The organism is Pseudoxanthomonas sp. Root65 (assembly GCF_001427635.1).
GTDB lineage: Bacteria > Pseudomonadota > Gammaproteobacteria > Xanthomonadales > Xanthomonadaceae > Pseudoxanthomonas_A.
Genome location: NZ_LMHA01000001.1, coordinates 1,298,195 through 1,312,755, shown reverse-complemented (window position 1 = coordinate 1,312,755; position 14,561 = coordinate 1,298,195). Strand labels below are relative to the sequence as shown.

General features: G+C 67.3%; 14 protein-coding genes. 7 read left to right on the top strand and 7 right to left on the bottom strand.

Annotation, left to right across the window (positions count from 1 at the left end):
* Window positions 1-139 precede the first annotated feature (139 nt).
* The gene (azu, locus tag ASD77_RS05780; RefSeq protein ID WP_055938620.1) at window positions 140-592 is read right to left on the bottom strand and encodes an azurin; all 453 of its coding nucleotides are present in this window, start codon (window positions 590-592) and stop codon (window positions 140-142) included.
* A gap of 159 nt (window positions 593-751) precedes the next feature.
* Window positions 752-1,636, bottom strand: coding sequence for a phenylalanine 4-monooxygenase (gene phhA / locus ASD77_RS05775; RefSeq protein WP_055938617.1), 885 nt, complete (start codon window positions 1,634-1,636; stop codon window positions 752-754).
* Window positions 1,637-1,766: 130 nt separating this feature from the next.
* On the opposite strand from phhA, the gene ASD77_RS05770 reads away from it, so the two are divergent.
* From ASD77_RS05770 to ASD77_RS05755, 4 genes are all read left to right on the top strand, one after another.
* Window positions 1,767-2,246 carry an Lrp/AsnC family transcriptional regulator gene (locus ASD77_RS05770; RefSeq protein ID WP_055938612.1) on the top strand — a complete coding sequence of 160 codons (480 nt, stop codon included), beginning with the start codon at window positions 1,767-1,769 and terminating at the stop codon, window positions 2,244-2,246.
* Between the two features lie 61 nt (window positions 2,247-2,307).
* Window positions 2,308-2,610: a putative quinol monooxygenase gene (locus tag ASD77_RS05765; protein ID WP_055938609.1), complete on the top strand. Its 303-nt coding sequence runs from the start codon at window positions 2,308-2,310 to the stop codon at window positions 2,608-2,610.
* Between the two features lie 119 nt (window positions 2,611-2,729).
* Entirely contained in the window at window positions 2,730-3,341 is a 612-nt protein-coding gene (locus tag ASD77_RS05760) for a hypothetical protein (protein ID WP_055938607.1), read from the top strand.
* Window positions 3,338-3,781 (top strand): hypothetical protein, encoded by a 444-nt coding sequence (locus tag ASD77_RS05755; RefSeq protein WP_156383478.1) that lies wholly within the window; start codon window positions 3,338-3,340, stop codon window positions 3,779-3,781. The genes ASD77_RS05760 and ASD77_RS05755 overlap by 4 nt, the downstream gene beginning before the upstream one ends.
* Before the next feature lie 6 nt (window positions 3,782-3,787).
* Here the strand turns inward: ASD77_RS05755 and ASD77_RS05750 are convergent, their stop codons facing one another.
* Complete coding sequence (locus tag ASD77_RS05750; protein ID WP_055938596.1) at window positions 3,788-4,828, bottom strand: patatin-like phospholipase family protein; 1,041 nt, start codon at window positions 4,826-4,828, stop codon at window positions 3,788-3,790.
* 296 nt (window positions 4,829-5,124) lie between these two features.
* Between ASD77_RS05750 and ASD77_RS05745 the strand changes: the two genes are divergently transcribed.
* The gene (locus ASD77_RS05745; RefSeq protein ID WP_055938594.1) at window positions 5,125-7,413 is read left to right on the top strand and encodes a TonB-dependent receptor; all 2,289 of its coding nucleotides are present in this window, start codon (window positions 5,125-5,127) and stop codon (window positions 7,411-7,413) included.
* Window positions 7,414-7,563: 150 nt separating this feature from the next.
* On the opposite strand, the gene ASD77_RS05740 is transcribed toward ASD77_RS05745, so the two are convergent.
* Together ASD77_RS05740 and ASD77_RS05735 are read right to left on the bottom strand one after the other, a co-directional pair.
* On the bottom strand, window positions 7,564-8,349 hold the full coding sequence (locus ASD77_RS05740) for a rhomboid family intramembrane serine protease (protein WP_055938592.1): 786 nt from the start codon (window positions 8,347-8,349) through the stop codon (window positions 7,564-7,566).
* A gap of 90 nt (window positions 8,350-8,439) precedes the next feature.
* Window positions 8,440-9,399 carry a TerC family protein gene (locus ASD77_RS05735; protein WP_055938589.1) on the bottom strand — a complete coding sequence of 320 codons (960 nt, stop codon included), beginning with the start codon at window positions 9,397-9,399 and terminating at the stop codon, window positions 8,440-8,442.
* A gap of 243 nt (window positions 9,400-9,642) precedes the next feature.
* On the opposite strand from ASD77_RS05735, the gene ASD77_RS05730 reads away from it, so the two are divergent.
* Window positions 9,643-10,812, top strand: coding sequence for a class I SAM-dependent rRNA methyltransferase (locus tag ASD77_RS05730; protein WP_055938587.1), 1,170 nt, complete (start codon window positions 9,643-9,645; stop codon window positions 10,810-10,812).
* Between the two features lie 2 nt (window positions 10,813-10,814).
* A complete protein-coding gene (locus tag ASD77_RS05725) occupies window positions 10,815-11,483 on the top strand; it encodes a DUF1080 domain-containing protein (RefSeq protein ID WP_055938584.1) in 669 nt (222 codons plus the stop codon).
* Window positions 11,484-11,618: 135 nt separating this feature from the next.
* On the opposite strand, the gene fabV is transcribed toward ASD77_RS05725, so the two are convergent.
* Both fabV and ASD77_RS05715 read right to left on the bottom strand, forming a co-directional pair.
* Window positions 11,619-12,836: an enoyl-ACP reductase FabV gene (fabV, locus tag ASD77_RS05720; protein ID WP_055938581.1), complete on the bottom strand. Its 1,218-nt coding sequence runs from the start codon at window positions 12,834-12,836 to the stop codon at window positions 11,619-11,621.
* 169 nt (window positions 12,837-13,005) lie between these two features.
* Window positions 13,006-14,442 carry an amino acid permease gene (locus tag ASD77_RS05715; protein ID WP_055938580.1) on the bottom strand — a complete coding sequence of 479 codons (1,437 nt, stop codon included), beginning with the start codon at window positions 14,440-14,442 and terminating at the stop codon, window positions 13,006-13,008.
* Window positions 14,443-14,561: the final 119 nt, after the last annotated feature.

Below are 14,561 nucleotides of genomic sequence, written 5' to 3'. Positions count from 1 at the left end.
GGCTGTGAACAGGGTGCGCGCGATGCAGGCCTGGCGCATGCCGACATGCTACCGGAGGCACGTGACCGCGACCGCGAGAGGCGCGCGCCGCTGGGCAGAAACCGGCGAAGCGTTGACGGAGACCATCAACATGCTCCGTTCACTCGACGATGAGCTTGCCCTTCATCATGTTCCAGTGGCCGGGGAACGAGCAGAAGAAGGTGTAGTCGCCGCCCTTGCGCAGGCGCGACATCGGCAACACCACCTCGGTCGTCTGCCCGCCGCCGATCACCGGCGTATGGGCCAGCACGCGCACACCGTTGCGCGGCACGTAAGCGTCGGCCAGCGTCATTCGCCCACCGGCCAGCCCGACCTCGCGGTGGTGGCGCGTCTCTGTCAGCACCCAGTTGTGCCCCATCGCTTGCGCCGGCATGCGACCCGTGTGCTTCAGCACCACCCGCAGTTGAGCACAGTCGCCGGGCACGCGGATGGTCTTCAGGTCGAAGGTCATCATGTCCGTCGCCTCGATCGTCACCACGCAGTTGCGGGCGAGAGCCGGGACAGTCACGAACGAGAACGCCAGCAGGGCGAAAAACGAAAGCGCTCGGGGCATGGCAGGACGTGCGAAGGAGGGACGGCGGATTGTAGAGCCGAGCCTGCTCGGCTGCGCTTCCATCCCGGGCCATGAGGGTGAATCCCTTCCGGAATCGATCACGCTCGAGGCAGCGGGCAGAAGCAGCGGAGCAAGCTCCGCTCTACGATGGCACACCCGTCAGACGTCGCCGCCCTCGGCCCAGCCCTCGCCGGTGCCGCGGGTGTAGACCGTGTCGCCCTGGAGCACGTTGCCGGCGGGAATCGCGTCCTGGCTTTCCAGGCGCGCATAGATGGGCGTGAAGTCCGGCGCGGTGGCGTTCATCAACTGCTCGAAGCTGTCGATGACGAAGTAGGTCTTCTGGAAGGTATCGATGCGGTAGCGCGTGCGCATGATCCGCTCCAGGTCGAAGCCGACGCGGTTGGGTGCGTCCGATTCCAGCGAGTACAGCGATTCGCCTTTGGAGGACACGATGCCGGCGCCGTAGATGCGCAGGCCGTCGGGCGTATCGATCAGGCCGAACTCCACCGTGTACCAGTACAGACGGGTCAGGTGCTGCAACGCCTCGGGGCCGATGCCGTGCGCCTTCACTCCGCCCTTGCCGTAGGCCTCCATGTAGTCGGCGAACACCGGATTCATCAGCAGCGGCACGTGGCCGAACAGGTCGTGGAACAGGTCCGGTTCGGCGATGTAGTCGATCTGGTCGGGGCGGCGGATCCACCAGGTCACCGGAAAGCGGCGGTTGGCCAGATGGTCGAAGAACTCCAGCTCCGGCAGCAGGCCTTCCACGCCCACCAGCGTCCAGCCCGTGGTGGCGCGCAGCACCTCGTTCAGCGCATCGAAGCGCGGGATGCGGTCCGGCGTCATGCCCATGGCGTCCTGCGCCCGCAGGAACTCGTCGCAGGCGCGACCCACCAGCAGCGCGCGCTGGCGTTCGTACAGCGCCCCCCAGGTGGCATGGTCGTCGGCCGGGTAATCCGCCGGCTGGTCGACGATCGCGGTCGTGTAGACCGGCACGTAGCCCTTGTCGGTCTGCTGGTGCTCGACGCGGCGCGGCTCGTTCATGGCGGTTCCCCCGGACGGACTGGTGAAGCAACGATGCTAGCGCCACTGCCGCGCAACAGGCTTGCAAAATTGCGCCTGTGCCGGCTGATGGCGCAATGATCGTGCATGAACAGGTTATCCTGCGCAGCAAATGGCCGAATCGACCGCCCTCGACCGTACCGACCTGCGCCTGCTGGCCCTGCTGCAGCGCGACGGCCGCGCCACCAACGCCGACATCGCCGCCCAGGTGAACCTGTCGCCGTCGGCCTGCCTGCGCCGCATCCAGCGGCTGGAGGCGACCGGCGTGATTGCCGGCTATGCGGCCCGCGTCGACCCCCAGGCCATCGGCATGGGCCTGCAGGCCTTCGTCCGCGTGCAGCTGGAGAAGCACGACCCGGCCAGCGTCCAGCACTTCGGCGACAGCGTGCGGGCCTGGGACGAGGTGGTTGCGTGCTACGCCCTGACCGGCGACATGGACTACCTGCTGCACGTGGTGGTGCAGGACCTGGAGCACTTCTCGCGCTTCCTGCTGGACAACCTGCTCAACGCCAGCGGCGTGGCCGACGTGAACTCCAGCTTCGTGCTGCGCGCGGTCAAGACCGACGCCGGTCTGCCGCTGCCGAAGGCCTGACGCGGACACCGGCTGTCCGCAACGCGTGCTACAACGCGTCCGCCCCTTTCGGAGATCCCCCATGTACGGACTGATCGGCAAGATGCGCGCCACGCCCGGCCAGCGCGACGCCCTGCTCGCGATCCTGCTGGACGGCACCGACGCCATGCCCGGCTGCCTGAGCTACGTCATCGCGCAGGACCCCGCGGACGCCGACGCGATCTGGATCACCGAAGTCTGGACCGATGCCGCCAGCCACAAGGCCTCGCTGTCGCTGCCCGCCGTGCAGCAGGCCATCGCGAAGGCACGGCCGATGATCGCCGGCTTCGATAGCCACATCGAGACCGTACCGGTGGGCGGGCAGGGGCTGCAGTCTCCGCAGTGAGAGGACGCAGCGTCGTTGTGGGAGCGACGTCAGTCGCGATGAACCATCGCGGATCTGTTTTCGCGACTGACGTCGCTCCCACAAACGCCATTTGTGCCGCGCTCGGCCTAGACTGCCGCATGGATCTTCTCTCACGCTCCTGGCAACGCGCATGGACCGGCATCGGCGCGGTGGGCGAGGGCAACGCATTGTTCGCGCGGCTGATGGCGGCGTATGCCGAGCCGCAGCGCCACTACCACACGCAGCAGCACCTCGGTGAATGCCTGTCGGCGTTTGACGCTGCGCGGGCGCTGGCCGAGCGCCCGGACGAAGTCGAAGTCGCGCTGTGGTTCCACGATGCGATCTACGACATCAAAGGACATGACAACGAGCAGCGTAGTGCCGACTTGGCGCGCACCGCGCTGGTCGACGCCGGCGTTGTGGCGGACATCGCCGATCGCGTGCACGCGCTGGTGATGGCCACGCGGCATACCGCCGTGCCCGCGGGTCGCGACGAGCAACTGCTGGTCGATGTCGACCTGTCCATCCTCGGTGCGGAGCGGGCCCGTTTCGATGAGTACGAACAGCAGATCCGGAAGGAGTACGCGTACGTGCCTGGCTTCCTGTTCCGACGCAAGCGGCGCGAGATATTGAAGGGCTTCCTCGACCGGCCCGCGATCTACTGCACACCGCACTTCCACGACGCGCTGGAGGCCAGGGCACGCAACAACCTGCACCGGGTAACGGCATGACGCGGGGCGATGGGATGGCCCTCGCGGTGCAGGGCGCGGGTGCGCTGGTGCTCGGGGCTTGGGCAGGGCATGCATCCGCGCCCGGGCTGGAAGGGGCGGCGGTTTATGGCGCCTGCCTGCTGCTCGCGGCGGTGGCCTGCGGACATGCCGCTGCGCGCGTTGTCGCGATGACGGTCCTGGCGCCCGTCGCGGCCGTGCAGCTGGTCCAGCGCATGCGCGAACCGCGGAACGATCCCGCTCCGACCACGCGTGGCGAGCGTGCCGTGGGCCTCGTGACCACGCTCGCCGCAGCAGGCGGACTGTTGGCCGCCGCGATCGCGGCAGCGGCCGTGCTCTGGCTGTTAGGCGACGCCTCGCTCATTGGCGCGTGCCTGCGTTTCGGCTTGGCCGCCGTCCTGCTGTTGCCGACGATGCCGCGCGCGCTGCGGGCGCTTGGCTGAAACGGATCAGCGCGACTTCACCGGCTGCCCGGCCGCGTCGCACTTCACGTCGCGGCCGAACAGACGGCCCAGCCGCGAGGGTTCTTCCAGGCAGCGCGGGTCCGGCTTCGGCGGTGCGTGCTTCGCCGCATGCGCGGCGGTGCGGGTGCGTTGCAGCTCGGCCATCTTCGCCTTGATCTGCGGCATCGCCGCCAGCGCGGCGCGCTCGCCTTCGAGGATGGCGGTGTTCTTCTGCTCGAAGTCGGCCGGGCCGATGTCGTTGACCCTCGGGCGGATGACGATGTCGGCGCGCGCCAGTTCCTGTTCGCCCAGCCGCTGGCCCATGATGCCGATGGACTGGTTGACGATACCGAGCATGCTGCCGGGCTTGGTGCCTGGCGCCTTGGTGGAGATGTCCACCGCGATGACGAAATCCGCGCCCAGCTGGCGCGCCGCATCCACCGGTACCGGGCTGACCACCCCGCCGTCCACGTAGCTGGCCTTGCCGATGACGACGGGCTCGAACACGCCCGGGATGCTGCTCGATGCGCGTACCGCCTGGCCGGTGTTGCCGCGCACGAACACCGTGCGCTCGCCGTTCTCCAGTTGCGTGGATACCGCGGCGAACGGCTTCTTCAATTGCTGGATGGTGCGCTTGCCGACAAGATCGTTGACGTAGTCCTGCAGCTTCTGGCCCTGCACCAGGCCGCCGGAGAACAGGCGCACATCGCGGATCTTCGCCTCGTCCAGCGCGAACGCCTGCTTCTGCATCTGGAACGGGTCCATGCCGCTGGCGTACAGCGCGCCGACCACGCTGCCGGCGCTGGTGCCGGAGACGACGACCGGTTCGATACCGTTGGCTTCCAGCATCTTGATCACGCCGATATGCGCGAAGCCCTTCGCCGCACCGCCACCCAGCGCAATGCCGACCTTCAGTTTGGGCGCGGGCGGCAACGTCGCGACCGCGACCGGCGGCGGCGCGGGCCTGACGTTGTCGCCGCCACACGCGGCCAGCAGCACGGCACAGCAGGCGAACAGGAAGGGACGCGAACGACGGATCAGGCGCATGGGGACGAGGCAGGGGAGGGCAACGAGCGGCGGAGCATACCGTGCGCGGTCGCAACCAGCGCCAACCGCGGCCACTGCCCAAGGCGCTCCGGTGCCGCGCGGCCGGCGCCACGTCCCCCGCGCCGAACGTACCCGGGAGGCCGCGGCCGTATGGAAAACCGCGGTTGCAGGGCGACTTCCCCGGCCTTCGTCGGAAGCGGGACTTCCGGCCATTGCTCCCCCTCTTGCTGTAATGCAACATTCGCGTGCTAGCGCCGCCCGGCGCCCGACTCCCACCCACTCGGAAAGCCACCACCATGTCTCCAGTCCGCCCGGCCGCCGTCCGGCCGCATCGCCTCGCCTTTGCCATCGCCGCGCTGCTGCCCTTCGGCACCGCCTTCGCCCAGGATGCCGCCACCTCGGCCGAGAAGGACGCCGCCACGCTCGACACCGTGCAGGTCACCGCGCAGCGCAAGGTCGAGAACATCCAGGACGTGCCGGTGTCGATCAGCACGATCAACGGCGAGCAGCTTGGCGTGCTGGCCTCAGGCGGCACCGACATCCGCTTCCTGTCCGGCCGCGTGCCCAGCCTGAACATCGAATCCTCGTTCGGCCGCGCGTTCCCGCGCTTCTACATCCGCGGCTACGGCAACACCGACTTCCGCCTCAACACCTCGCAGCCGGTCTCGCTGGTGTACGACGACGTGGTGCAGGAAAACCCCATCCTGAAGGGCTTCCCGCTGTTCGACCTGGAGCAGGTCGAAGTGCTGCGTGGCCCGCAGGGCTCGCTGTTCGGCCGCAATACGCCCGCCGGCGTGGTGAAGTTCGAGTCGGCCAAGCCGTCGCAGGAAACCAGCGGCTACGGCAAGGTCGGCGTCGGCAGCGACAACATGTGGAACGTCGAAGGTGCCGTCGGTGGCGCGCTGAGCGCGAACTGGTCCGCCCGCGCGTCGGTGCTCTACCAGCGCCGCGACGACTGGGTGGAAAACACCTATCCCGGCCCGAACGATGGCTTCGAGGGATACGACGAATCGGCCGGCCGCGTGCAGTTCCTGTACGAGGGCGACGGCTTCGAGGCGCTGCTCAATGCGCATGCACGCAAGCTCAACGGCACCGCGCGCCTGTTCCGCGCCAACATCATCGACCCGGGCACCAACAACTTCGTCCCCGGCTTCGACGAGGACAAGGTCTCGCAGGATGGCCTGAACTATTCCGAGCTGGAGTCGCAGGGTGCCAGCGCGCGGCTCAACTGGGACGTCGGCGACTACAAGCTGTACTCGATCACTGGCTACGAGAGCGTCGAGACGATCAACCGCGGCGACATCGACGGTGGCTACGGCGCGGTCTTCCTGCCGGACTCCGGCCCGGGCGTCATCCCGTTCGCCTCCGAGACCGCCGACGGCATTCCCGACCATTCGCAGTGGACGCAGGAATTCCGCATCGAATCCGAATACGCCGGTCCGTGGAACTGGCAGGCGGGCGTGTTCTATTTCAAGGAAGACTACCGCGTCGAAAGCTTCAGCTACGACTCGCTCGCCAACAGCGCGCAGGACGGCTACCAGCGCATCCGCCAGACCAACGATGCGTGGGCGGTGTTCGGCGCGGCGACCTGGCAGGCGACCGACAAGCTGGAACTGCGCGCGGGGCTTCGCTACACGGTCGACGAGAAGAAGCTGACGGTCGAGGACTACTGGAACACTGGCTTCGCCGCCTGCGTGCTGGCGAGCAAGTGCACGCTGGCGCAGCTGGCCGCGCTGGAACCCGATGGCGATCTTTCCGCATCTCCGGAAGACAAGAAATTCAACTGGGACCTGTCCGCCACGTATGCGGTCAGCGACGACGTGAACCTGTACGCGCGCGCCGCGACCGGCTTCCGTGGCAGCAGCATCCAGAGTGCGGGCGCGTTCAACGCCAAGTCCGTCGCCGGTCCGGAAACCGTCACCTCGGTCGAGACCGGCGTCAAGGCGGATTTCTGGGACAAGCGCGCCCGCCTGAGCGCCGGCGTGTACTACTACCGCGTCAAGGACCAGCAGCTGACCGCTGTCGGTGGCGCCGCCAACGCGAACATCCTGCTCAATGCCGAGAAGTCGGTGGGCAAGGGCTTCGAGCTTGATATGCAGGCGTACGTGCTCGACAACCTGCTGCTCACGCTGGGCAGCAGCTACAACGACACCGAGATCCAGGACAACGACCTGGCCGTCGCGGTCTGCGCCGCGTGCACCGTCACCGATCCGCGCAACACCGGCGGCCTGGCGCTGATCGACGGCAACCAGCTGCCGCAGGCGCCGAAGTGGGTGCACAACCTGACCGCCCGCTACAGCGTCGGCCTGGGCGATGGCAGCGAACTGTATGTCTATACCGACTGGGCCTATCGCAGCGAAGTGAACTTCTTCCTGTACGACTCCGTCGAGTTCACCGGCAAGTCGTCGCTGGAAGGTGGCCTGCGCGTCGGCTACGGCTGGGGCTACGGCGATTACGAAGTGGCCCTGTTCGGCCGCAACATCACCGACCAGCGCCGCATCGTGGGCGGCATCGACTTCAACAACCTGACCGGCTTCATCAACGAGCCGCGCACGGTGGGCGTGGAGTTCAGCGCGAAGTTCTGACGCACGACGCTCCTGTGGGAGCGACGTAAGTCGCGACAGGGGCATACATCATCCGGACAAAGAAAGGCAGGCCATGACGGCCTGCCTTTTCTTTTTTGTCCTCGATGCACCGGCATCCCGTCGCGACTGACGTCGCTCCCACAGGAATGCTCATGACGTCGGTGGCTCGCGAGGAGGGAATCGCAGCACCACGCCACGCTGCTCTTCTTCCGGCGATTCCGGCCGCACCCACAGCAGTGGGACTTCACGCGGCGCCGGCAGTTCGAGCTCGTCGTCGCTGCGCGCGGCGGCTTCCTCTTCCTCGATCTCCCAGCTGTATTTCTTTTTCGGCAACGCCGGGTCCAAACGACGGAACAGGAACGCTGCGATCAGTCCCGCCACCGCGCCGCCCAGGTGCGCCTGCCACGACACGCCGGCTTCGCGCGGCAGGATGGTCAGCACCATGCCGCCGTAGAACAGGAAGGCGATCATGCCGGCCGCGATCGCCGCGCGGTCGCGGCGCAGCAGGCCCAGCATGAAGATCATGAACATCAGGCCGTGGGTCAGGCCGCTGGCACCGAGCGTGTGCGTGCCCGGATCGGCCAGCAGCCACGGGCCGAGGCCCGCCCCCAGCCACACCAATGGGATCGCCCACAGCGTCGCTCTTGGATAGACCGCGCCGGCCAGCGTGCCGAGGATCAGCAGCGCCGATGCGTTGGCGGCGATGTGTTCCAGCGAGCCGTGCAGCAGCGGTGCGGTGAGGATGCCGAGCAGGCCCTCCACCGACAGCGGTGCGATGGTGAACGCCCGCACGTCGAAACTGTTCTGCGCGGAGTACACCATCGCCAGCACCAGCACGAAGGCCAGGCTCAGGTTGAGCGCGCGCAGCAGGCGCTGGCGGTCGTAGCGCTGCTGGGTGTCCGGGTCGAACGCCGGGTCGTCGGGGTGCAGGTCCATGGTCCAGTTCTGGCGACGCCCGGCGCGAATGCAAGTCCGGGCCACGATGGACAGACCATCCCGTGGGCGGGATGGTCTGCCGGTATCGCGTCAGGCGGCCGGGTCGGCCTTCTGCGGCCGCGCCAGGCTCAGCGCGACGGTGATGCCCAGGATCGCCGCCACCGTACCCAGCGCCCACGGCACCGGGATCTTGTACACGTCGATCAGCAGCATCTTTGTGCCGATGAAGCCCAGCACCACCGCCAGGCCGTACGGCAGCAGGTGGAAGCGGTCGGCCATGCCGGCCAGCAGGAAGAACATGGCGCGCAGGCCCAGCACCGCGAACACGTTGGAGGTCAGCACGATGAACGGGTCCGAGGTGATCGCGAAGATCGCCGGGATGCTGTCCACCGCGAAGATAACGTCGGTCACGCCGATCAGCACCAGCACCACGAACAGCGGGGTGAACCAGCGCACGCCGTTCTCGCGCACGCTCAGCTTGTCGCCGCGGTAACCATCGGTCAGCTTCAGGTGGTTGCGCATCCAGCGCAGCGCGGGGTTCTTCTCCAGGTCCGGCTCCTTGCCGGCGGCGAACCACATCTTGATGCCGGTCAGCAGCAGGAATGCACCGAAGAAATAGAGCAGCCAGTGGAACTTCGCCAGCAGCGCCGCACCGGCGAAGATCAGGATGCTGCGCAGGACGATGGCACCCAGGATGCCGATCACCAGCACGCGCTGGCGCTGTTCCTCCGGCACCGCGAAGTAGGTCATCACCATCAGGAACACGAAGATGTTGTCGACCGCCAGCGCCTTCTCGACCAGGTAGCCGGTCAGGAACTCCAGGCCCACGCGGTTGGCCTCGACCAGCCCCGCCGTCTCGTTGACGTACCACCAAAGCGCGCCATTGAAGACCATCGCCAGCGCGATCCAGCCCAGGCTCCACCAGGTCGCTTCCTTGAACGTCACCTTGTGCGCGCCGCCGTGGCGCATCAGCACCAGGTCGACCAGCAGCGCGATTACCACCAGGCCGCCGAAGCCGGCCCACAACCAAGGGTTGCCTATCGTTTCCATCGAGATTCCCGAAAAAAAGTGGAGGACAGCCGCGGGCGCGGACATCTCGGAACCGGGAAACGGGGATCCGGGGTATGCCTTCGCCATCGCGGCGAAGGTCTCGCTCACAGCCCGTCGGGCTGCCGTGGGACCGGAGCATCGCTGCTCGAAATGACGGCCGGCACGTTGGGAGCTACTCCCCTTCTGCGGCGAATTGTCCGGGCGGCGCCCGGCGCGGTCAACCGGGCAGGTAAAATGCCGTTCATGAATACGCCCAACCCGACCGTACGCCTGAAGAACGCCTGGCGTTCCAGCCACCCGTGGATCTTCCAGAAACTGGTCGAGAAGCCCGCCGCCAAACCCAAGCCGGGGACGGTGGTCGAGGTGGTCGGCGTGGATGGCGAGTGGATCGGCCGCGGCTTCTACAACGGCCATTCGCGCATCGCCGTGCGCATCCTGGAGACCCACCCGGACATCCCGGTCGACGCCGGCTGGTTCTCACGCAAGATCGCCGCCGCCGTCTCGCTGCGCCGCGACGTGCTGAAGCTGGACGCCATCAGCGATGCCTGGCGCGTGGTGCATGCCGAAGGCGACGGCCTGTCCGGCCTGGTCGTCGACCGCTACGGCGACCTGATCGTGGTGGAGTTCTTCGCTGCCGGCATGTTCCGCCATCGCGAATGGATCTACGAGGCGCTGCGCGAGCAGTTCCCCGGTTGCCGCTTCCACAGCTTCGCCGATGAGCACGTGCAGAAGCAGGAGAGCTTCGAGTTCCACGGCAACACCACGACCGAAGCGTCGGTGATCACCGAGTACGGCGTGAAGTTCCGCGCCGACCCGGCCGGCGCGCACAAGACGGGTTTCTTCGCCGACCAGCGCGAGAACCGCGAGTGGCTCAGCCGCCAGGTCGAGGGCAAGAGCGTGCTCGACCTGTGCTGCAACACCGGCGGCTTCGCGGTGTATGCCGCGGCGCGCGGCGCGGCCGAGGTGGTCGGCGTGGACATCGACCAGGACGTCATCCAGATCGCCAAGGGCAACGCCAAGCTCAACAACGCGCGGCCCAAGTTCGTCCAGGCCGACATCTTCCCGTACCTGCGCGACGCGGCGAACCGCGGCGAGCAGTACGACGTGGTGATCCTCGATCCGGCCAAGATGACGCGCGACCGCGAGCAGGTGATCGCCGCGCTGAAGAAATACCTGGACATGAACAAGCTGGCGCTCGGCGTGGTGAAGCCGGGTGGCCTGTTCGCCACGTTCTCGTGCACCGGCCTGGTCAGCGAGGAGCAGTTCCTCGACATGCTGCGCCGCGCCGCCTACTTCTCCGGTCGCACGATCCAGATCCTCAAGGTCGCCGGTGCCGGTCCCGACCACCCGTTCATGGCGCACGTGCAGGAATCGCGCTATCTGAAGGCGGTGTTCTGCCGCGTGGTGGACTGAGCATGCGCGGCCGGCGGATCGCATCGATCCTGCTGGCCGCACTGCTATCCGGCTGTGCCTCCACGCCGGCCGCCCCGTGGCAGTCGCTTGCGGATGCCGCGCAATGGCGCAGCGTCGGCGCATCCACGCTGGATGCGCGCTGGCAGGCGAGCGGCGGCGAGCTCGCGCTGACGACGGCCGGCGGTGGCGACATCATCAGCGTCGCGGCCTATGACGACTTCGAACTGGAACTGGAATGGCGCCTGCCTGCAGGCGGCAACAGTGGCCTGTTCTATCGCGCCGTCGATGCGTCACCGGTGTGGGCGCGCGCGGTGGAATACCAACTGCTCGACGACCGGGAAGCCGAGGACCGCGTCATCCCCAGCCATCGGACCGGTGCCGTGTACGACCTGATCGCACCGGCGCGCGACGTGTTGCGTCCGATCGATGAGTACAACGAAACGCGCATCGTCGCCTGCGGTCCGCGCGTGGAGCACTGGCTCAACGGCGTGCGCGTGGCGGCTTACGATCTGGACAGCGACGACTGGCGCCGGCGCGTGGCGGCGAGCAAGTTCGCCGACCAGCCGGAATTCGCCAAGGCGCGGCGCGGGCATCTCGCCGTGCAGGACCATGGCAACCCCGTGCACCTGCGCAAGATGCGTATCCGCGCGTTGGACCCAAAGTGCTCGTAGGCTTTACTGTGGGAGCGACGTAAGTCGCGAAGAAGTGTTCAAGATGTGCCATCGCGACTTACGTCGCTCCCACATGCGAGAGCAACGAAAAAAGGCGGGCCGAAGCCCGCCCTTTCCATGCGCCATGCGAAGAGCTCAGCTCTCCGGCGACAGTTCGATGCAGTCGAACTTCACGTCCGGGTCGACGTCGGCGTCGTAGTCCACGTCGCTGCGCTCGAAGCCGAACAGCTTGAGGAACTCGTGCTTGTAGTTTGCGTAGTCGGTCAGCTGGAACAGGTTCTCGCTGGTGACCTGCGGCCACAGCGCCTTGGCCTTCTCTTGCACTTCGGGCTTCAGTTCCCAGTCGTCCAAGCGCAGGCGGTTCTCGTCGTCGGTCTCGGCCGGCGCACCGTCGGCGCGGTACATGCGCTCGCGGTACAGGCGGTCCAGCTGTTCGATGGTGCCTTCGTGTAGGCCCAGTTCCTTCATCACCTTGAAGACGATGCTGATGTACAGCGGCATCACCGGGATTGCGGAGCTGGCCTGCGTCACCACCGACTTCAGCACGGCGACATTCGCGGTGCCGCCGGTCTTCTTGAGACGTGCATCCAGGCGCTGTGCGGTCTGGTCCAGGTCCACCTTGGCGCGGCCCAGCGCGCCGTGCCAGTAGATCGGCCAAGTGATGTCGGTGCCGATGTAGCTGAAGGCCACCGTGCGTGCGCCGTCGGCCAGCACGCCGGCCTGGTCCAGCGCATCGATCCACAGTTCCCAGTCCTGCCCGCCCATCACGGTGACGGTGTCGGCGATCTCCTGCTCGGTCGCCGGTTCGATCGTGGCCTGGGTGATCTGGTCCTTGTTGGTGTCGATGGCGGTGGACGTGTACGGCGCACCGATCGGCTTCAGCGCCGAGCGCTTCACTTCACCGGTCGACGGCAGCTTGCGCACCGGCGAGGCCAGTGAATAGACCACCAGGTCGACCTGGCCGCCCATCTCGTTCTTGATCAGCTCGATGACCTTGGCGCGTGCTTCGTCGGAGAACGCATCGCCGTTGATCGACTTGCTGTAGAGGCCGGCGTCCTTCGCGAACTTGTCGAACGCGGCCGAGTTGTACCAGCCGGCCGTGCCCGGCTTCTTCTCGCTGCCGGGCTTCTCGAAGAACACGCCCAGCGTATCCGCGCCGAAGCCGAACGCCGCGCTGATGCGCGCCGCCAGGCCGTAGCCGCTGGATGCGCCGATCACCAGCACCTTCTTCGGCCCGTCGCTGCGCACGCCCTGCGCGCGCGTGGCGGCGATCTGGTCACGCACGTTGAGCTCGCACCCGAGCGGATGAGTGGTAGTGCAGATGAAGCCGCGGACTTTGGGATGGATGATCAACGTGGTAACCCGGGGGATGGTGTGCCTGCGCGGCATCTTAGTGCCGCGGGCGCCGGGAATGAAGCACCGCGCCTGCACACGCAGGCGTATGGACGCGTAGCGTGCGCCACGCGCACGACCCGGATCGAATGAAGATCCCGAGGTCGTGCGCGCAGCGCACGCTACGCGATCAGGCGTCGCCGCCCTTGGCGAGCATGCTGTTGCGGCGGCTGTAGGCCAGGTAGACGATGATGCCGACCACGTTCCACACCAGGAACCACAGTTGCGTGCGGTGCGGCAGGCTCCAGAACAGGTACAGGCAGCCGAGGATCGCCACCGGCCCGACCACCCACGCCAGCGGCGTGCGGAACACGCGCGGACGGTTGGGCTCGCGGGTACGCAGCACCAGCAGGCAGACGCCGACCGCGACGAACGCCGCCAGCGTGCCGGCATTGGCGAGCGCAGCGATTTCGTCCAGCCGCGCCACGCCCGCGAGCGCCGCCACCAGCACGGCGGTGAACACGGTGATCGCCACCGGTGTGCCGGTGCGCGGATTGACCTTCGACAGGCTGCGCGGCAGCAGGCCGTCGCGCGACATCACGAAGAAGATGCGGCTCTGCCCGTAGAAGAACGCCAGCAGCACCGTCGGCAGCGCGACGATCGCCACGATGCCGATCACCAGCGCGGCGGTGCCATGGCCCAGTTCGCGCATGATCAACGCCAGCGGCTCGGCGCTCTGGCCGAACACGGTGTAGCTCAGCGCACCGACCGCCGCCACCGCGACCACCAGATAGATCAGCGTGCAGCCGACCATCGAGCCGATGATGCCGATGGACAGGTCGCGGCCGGGATTCTTCGTTTCCTCGGCGGCGGTGGAGATCGCATCGAAGCCGTAGAAGGCGAAGAAGATGATCGCCGCCGCCGCCATCACGCCGCGTTCGACGCCATCGGGTCCGATCGACTTCGGGAAGCCGTACGGCATGAACGGCTGCAGGTTGTCCGGGTTGAAGGCCGGCAGTGCGACCGCGATGAACACCGCCAGGGCGATCAGCTTGAGCACCACCAGGACGGCATTGAGCGTGGCGCTCTCGCGCGTACCGGCGATCAGCATGCCGGCGACGAGGAAGGTGATGACGATGGCGGGCAGGTTGATCACGCCGCCGGCATGCGGTCCGGCCGACAGCGCCGCGGGCAGGGTGACGTTCCAGCCGAAGTTCTGTTGCACCCATTCGAGGAAGCCGACGAAGTACCCCGACCAGCCGACCGCCACCGTGCTGACGACCAGCGAGTATTCGAGGATCAGGCTCCAGCCCACGATCCAGGCAATCGCTTCGCCCAGCACGCCATAGCTGTAGGTGTAGGCGCTGCCGGCGGCCGGCATCATCGTCGACAGCTCGGCATAGGCCAGCGCTGCGCAGGCACAGACCACGCCGGCGACGACGAAGGAGATCAGCACCGCCGGGCCGGCCTTCTCGGCGCCCACGCCGATCAGCGTGTAGATGCCGGTGCCGACGATCGCACCGATGCCCAGCGCCACCAGGTGCGGCCAGCTCAGCGTGGGGACCAGTCGACGGCCTTCTTCGTGCTCGGTGATCCGGTCGATGGATTTGCGCCGTAGCCAGGTCATGGAAACTCCTCGGGGTGCGTCAACGGAACTGCGCGCGGGCGGGGTGCCAGCGCTGGCGGGTCGGGGGATGGTCGGCGGCGTGTCGCCCGCGACCGCCCGCAGCCTAAGCGGCCCGGGCC

What these genes read in the sequence shown, in the direction of transcription:
- azu (WP_055938620.1), bottom strand. Translation starts at nt 592, where the DNA reads ATGCCCCGAGCGCTTTCGTTTTTCGCCCTGCTGGCGTTCTCGTTCGTG.
- ASD77_RS05730 (WP_055938587.1), top strand. Translation starts at nt 9,643, where the DNA reads ATGAATACGCCCAACCCGACCGTACGCCTGAAGAACGCCTGGCGTTCC.
- ASD77_RS05750 (WP_055938596.1), bottom strand. Translation starts at nt 4,828, where the DNA reads ATGCGCCTGATCCGTCGTTCGCGTCCCTTCCTGTTCGCCTGCTGTGCC.
- ASD77_RS05725 (WP_055938584.1), top strand. Translation starts at nt 10,815, where the DNA reads ATGCGCGGCCGGCGGATCGCATCGATCCTGCTGGCCGCACTGCTATCC.
- ASD77_RS05740 (WP_055938592.1), bottom strand. Translation starts at nt 8,349, where the DNA reads ATGGACCTGCACCCCGACGACCCGGCGTTCGACCCGGACACCCAGCAG.
- ASD77_RS05735 (WP_055938589.1), bottom strand. Translation starts at nt 9,399, where the DNA reads ATGGAAACGATAGGCAACCCTTGGTTGTGGGCCGGCTTCGGCGGCCTG.
- phhA (WP_055938617.1), bottom strand. Translation starts at nt 1,636, where the DNA reads ATGAACGAGCCGCGCCGCGTCGAGCACCAGCAGACCGACAAGGGCTAC.
- ASD77_RS05715 (WP_055938580.1), bottom strand. Translation starts at nt 14,442, where the DNA reads ATGACCTGGCTACGGCGCAAATCCATCGACCGGATCACCGAGCACGAA.
- ASD77_RS05755 (WP_156383478.1), top strand. Translation starts at nt 3,338, where the DNA reads ATGACGCGGGGCGATGGGATGGCCCTCGCGGTGCAGGGCGCGGGTGCG.
- ASD77_RS05745 (WP_055938594.1), top strand. Translation starts at nt 5,125, where the DNA reads ATGTCTCCAGTCCGCCCGGCCGCCGTCCGGCCGCATCGCCTCGCCTTT.
- ASD77_RS05770 (WP_055938612.1), top strand. Translation starts at nt 1,767, where the DNA reads ATGGCCGAATCGACCGCCCTCGACCGTACCGACCTGCGCCTGCTGGCC.
- ASD77_RS05765 (WP_055938609.1), top strand. Translation starts at nt 2,308, where the DNA reads ATGTACGGACTGATCGGCAAGATGCGCGCCACGCCCGGCCAGCGCGAC.
- ASD77_RS05760 (WP_055938607.1), top strand. Translation starts at nt 2,730, where the DNA reads ATGGATCTTCTCTCACGCTCCTGGCAACGCGCATGGACCGGCATCGGC.